We start from the raw sequence: 3,607 nt of genomic DNA, 5'->3' as shown, positions 1-3,607 counted from the left end.
CACCGCAGGCGCAGCAGAATCCCGACGACGAGGCACAAACCGAAGCCAACACCACCGGTACGACAATTCCACCCCAACGAACCCGGCAAAGGTTCGTGGACACCGCACTAGCGCCAACGCCGTTCAGTCAGGCGCACGGGCGACCAGCGCGGGGGTACGTCCCGTCCTCACGCGTGGGACAGGCTCCTCAGTTCCCCGGTGAGCTGTTCGAGGTACTCGGGCGGCCCGGCTTCGGCGAACCACAGCCAGAGTTCGGCGGCGTGGATCGGAAACCAGGCCCGGACCATGGCGGGGTCAGCTCCGTACCCTTCGACGAGGACGTCGAACGACCGCGGGTCTTTGCGCGCTGCGCCCCAGGCTGCCCGCGACAGTTCTCGGAGCGGGTCGCCCAGGTGGGCCGCTTCCCAGTCGATGACCGCCGTGACGGCGCCGTTCGCGGCGAGGAGGTTTCCGTCGGTCCAGTCGCCGTGACAGAACACCGCGCGACCGGCCGGGGGAATGGCGAGTGGCAGCGGGGGGCCTCCGGCGGCGCGGTAGCGGCGAATGATCAGCGCGTCGTCCGGCGCAGCCGGCAGCCCATCAGGTGGCCGCAGCTCGTGGAGCCGACGCAGCAGGGTCGCCGAGGCACGGAGCCCGTCGAGTCGCACCTCGGCGTCGTCGCTGTCCAGTCGCTCGCCGGGCATGAGCGTCATGAGGATCGAGCCCGGCCTGACCTCGACGAGCTCGGGCACCGGCAGGCCCGTGTCAGCGAGTGCCCGCAAGGCGAGCACCTCCGTGTCGTGGCGGGAGGGTTCCGTCATCCGCTTCTCGACCAGGCGGCGCCCCTGGTGCTCCACCAGCCGCACGTGCCCGACCGCTCCCTGCCGCATCCCGCCATCCTGCCAGGCGCACAGGGTGACATCACTGTGCCGCTTGGCAGGCCCCCCAGACCCTCAACCGAGCGGCAATGGCTCTGGCGCACTGTCGAGTCTTGGCAATATCCTCCACTTCACACGCGACGCCTGGAGTTCCTTTTCACGGGGCCGCCCCCGCCCCCACCTCCGGCCGCAGAGGAGATGCCATGCACGTCGAGAATTCCGCAGTGGACCGTCGAACCCTGCTGCGGGCCGGCCTCGGCGCCGCCACGGTCGCGGTCGTCGGCAGCCAACTCGCCCTCCCGGGCGCCGCGCACGCGGACCCCGCCGCCGACCTGGACTGGATCTACAGCTGCGACGAGTGGGGCGCGCGCCCGCCGGCGGACCCGCTGTCGGTCAGCGCCATCCCCACCAACAAGATCATCGTGCACCACATGGCGTTCCCGAACGTCACCGACTACTCCGAGGCGCAGGCGGTCAAGCTGGCCCGCGACTGCCAGAACCTGCACATGGACGGCAACGGCTGGTCCGACACCGGCCAGCACTTCACCATCAGCCGGGGCGGCTACGTGATGGAGGGCCGCCGGGGCAGCCTGGAGCGGTTGCGGGCCGGCGACCGGCAGATGATCTCGGCGCACTGCCCCGGCGAGAACGGCCGGGCCATCGGCATCGAGAACGAGGGCACCTACGTCACCGAGACGCCACCGGAGGCCCTGCTGGACTCGCTGGTCACGCTCTGCGCGACCATCTGCCGGCGGTACGGGCTGCACGCCCACGACATCTTCGGCCACTGGGACTTCCGCACCACGCAGTGCCCCGGAGCGGCCTTCTACGGGCAGTTCCCGGCCCTGCGCCGCCGGGTCTTCGAGGCGCTCGGCACCGACCTCGGCGACGTGCCGGCCCGCCGCTGGCCGGACCTGTGGCGCTTCGTCGGCTCCCCCTCCGTCCGGGTGGTGCAGTACCTGCTGGCCCACCGCGGCTACACCGTGCCGGTCAACAGCGTCTTCGACGCCGCCACCGTCGCCGCGGTGCAGGACTGGCAGCACCGCAACGGCATCGGAGTCGACGTGGACGCCACCCTCACCGCCCCCACCTGGGAGACCCTGGTGCCGGAGCTGGGCAGGGACGCCACCGGCCTGCCGGTCACCGCCGTGCAGTTCCTGCTGAACTTCCGGGGCCACCCCGGGGTCACCGTGACCGGCGAGTACGACCACCCGACCAAGACGGCCGTCAAGGACGTGCAGCGGACCCACGGCCTGCCGGCCCACGGCAAGCTGGACGTCGACACCTGGTGCGCACTCGTCGGCGGCGTCGTACGCCGGTCGTTCCGCCACTGACCGCCGCCGCCGGCCCGTCGGGGCGCAGAGCCCGACGGGCCGGCGAAACGCGGTCGTGCCTCGCCCCTGCCAGGCTCCTGATCTGCGACGATGAGGCTGTCACGACCGGAGGAGGGTGCTGTGGCGTCTCGACTCAACCCGTACTTCAGCTTTCCGGGCAACGCGCGGGAGGCGATGGAGTTCTACCAGCGCGTGTTCGGCGGTTCGCTGTCGATGGACACCTTCGGCACGTTCGGCACCGACGACCCCGCGCTCACCGACAAGATCATGCACGCGATGCTGGAGACCGACCAGGGCTTCACGCTGATGGCCTCGGACACCGCGCCGGGCATGGAGCACGACCCCGGCAACAACGTCTCCGTGAGCCTCAGCGGCGACGACGCCGACGAGCTGCGCGGATACTGGGGCAAGCTCGCCGAGGGTGGCACCGTGACGATGCCGCTGGAGAAGCAGATGTGGGGCGACGAGTTCGGCATGTGCGTCGACCGCTACGGCATCGGCTGGATGGTGAACATCGGCCAGCCCCAGGGCTGACAGGTGTAGGGGTGGCGGCAGCGGGTAGGGACCGCTGTCCACGGGCCCGGGGCGGCACCCCACCGGTGCGCCCCGGCCCGCAGCCGCCGGCCAGGGGGTGCACCCGATGCTGTCGACGCCCGCGCACCCGCAGCCCGGCCGCCCCGCCCGGTGCGCCCGCCGTGGTCCGCGCACGCCCCGGCCGCGATGACCCGGGTCCGGAACCTGCGCGTCCGCCCCGACCTGCTCTACGTGGCGAGCGGCTGGAGCACCCTCGTCACCGACGTCCGCGGCCGGATCACCGGCGCCGACCCGCAGGGCTTCTTCGCCCGCAACACCCGGGTGCTCAGCACCGAACGGCTCAGCGTGGACGGCCGCGAGCCGGTCCCGTTCAGCACGGCCAACGTGGCGGGGCACGCCCAGCTGTCGTACGCCGCCCTCGGCGACGGCGAGACGCTGCCCTCCCGCGCGGCCTACCTGCTGGTGGAGCGCTTCGTCGGCGAGGGGCTGCGCACCCGGCTGACCGTGGTCAGCTACGCGGCCGTGCCGCTGGACCTGCGGCTGCGGATCCACCTCGCCGCCGACTTCGCCGACACCAGCGAGGCCGAGACCGGCCGCCGGGTGCAGTCCGGCGCCGTCGACGCGAGCTGGGACGACCGGCAGCGGGAGCTGCGCCTCACCTACCGGTGCGACGGCCTCGACCGGGCGGTGGCGATCGGCGTACGGGCCGACATGCCCGTCCGGTACGCCGACGCCGCCCTGGCGGTCGACGTCGCGGTGCCGCCCGGGCAGTCCCGCCGGGTGGAACTCCTCGTCGAACCCGTCTTCGACGGGCGGCGCCTCGCCGCGCCGCCGCCGACCTTCGCCGAGCCGGGCGACGCCGCCGCGCGCGCCCGCGGCGCC

Annotated in this window: 4 protein-coding genes; 3 read left to right on the top strand and 1 reads right to left on the bottom strand. The window is 72.7% G+C overall.

Annotation, left to right across the window (positions count from 1 at the left end):
* Positions 1-167: 167 nt before the first annotated feature.
* Positions 168-845, bottom strand: a complete 678-nt coding sequence (locus AB0G13_RS34325) for a phosphotransferase (protein WP_357883765.1) — start codon at positions 843-845, stop codon at positions 168-170.
* Positions 846-1,060: 215 nt separating this feature from the next.
* Here AB0G13_RS34325 and AB0G13_RS34320 point away from each other — a divergent pair, with 215 nt between their 5' ends.
* From AB0G13_RS34320 to AB0G13_RS34310, 3 genes are all read left to right on the top strand, one after another.
* Positions 1,061-2,191: an N-acetylmuramoyl-L-alanine amidase gene (locus tag AB0G13_RS34320; protein WP_357883762.1), complete on the top strand. Its 1,131-nt coding sequence runs from the start codon at positions 1,061-1,063 to the stop codon at positions 2,189-2,191.
* 120 nt (positions 2,192-2,311) lie between these two features.
* A complete protein-coding gene (locus AB0G13_RS34315) occupies positions 2,312-2,725 on the top strand; it encodes a VOC family protein (RefSeq protein ID WP_357883759.1) in 414 nt (137 codons plus the stop codon).
* A gap of 186 nt (positions 2,726-2,911) precedes the next feature.
* A partial coding sequence (locus tag AB0G13_RS34310; protein ID WP_357883756.1) for a glycogen debranching N-terminal domain-containing protein occupies positions 2,912-3,607 on the top strand: 696 nt, incomplete at its 3' end.

This window comes from Micromonospora sp. NPDC023633 (assembly GCF_040640035.1).
In the GTDB taxonomy this organism is placed as follows: Bacteria; Actinomycetota; Actinomycetes; order Mycobacteriales; family Micromonosporaceae; genus Micromonospora.
Note: the sequence above shows the minus strand (reverse complement) of the source record. Positions and strands in the feature narration are given on the sequence as shown.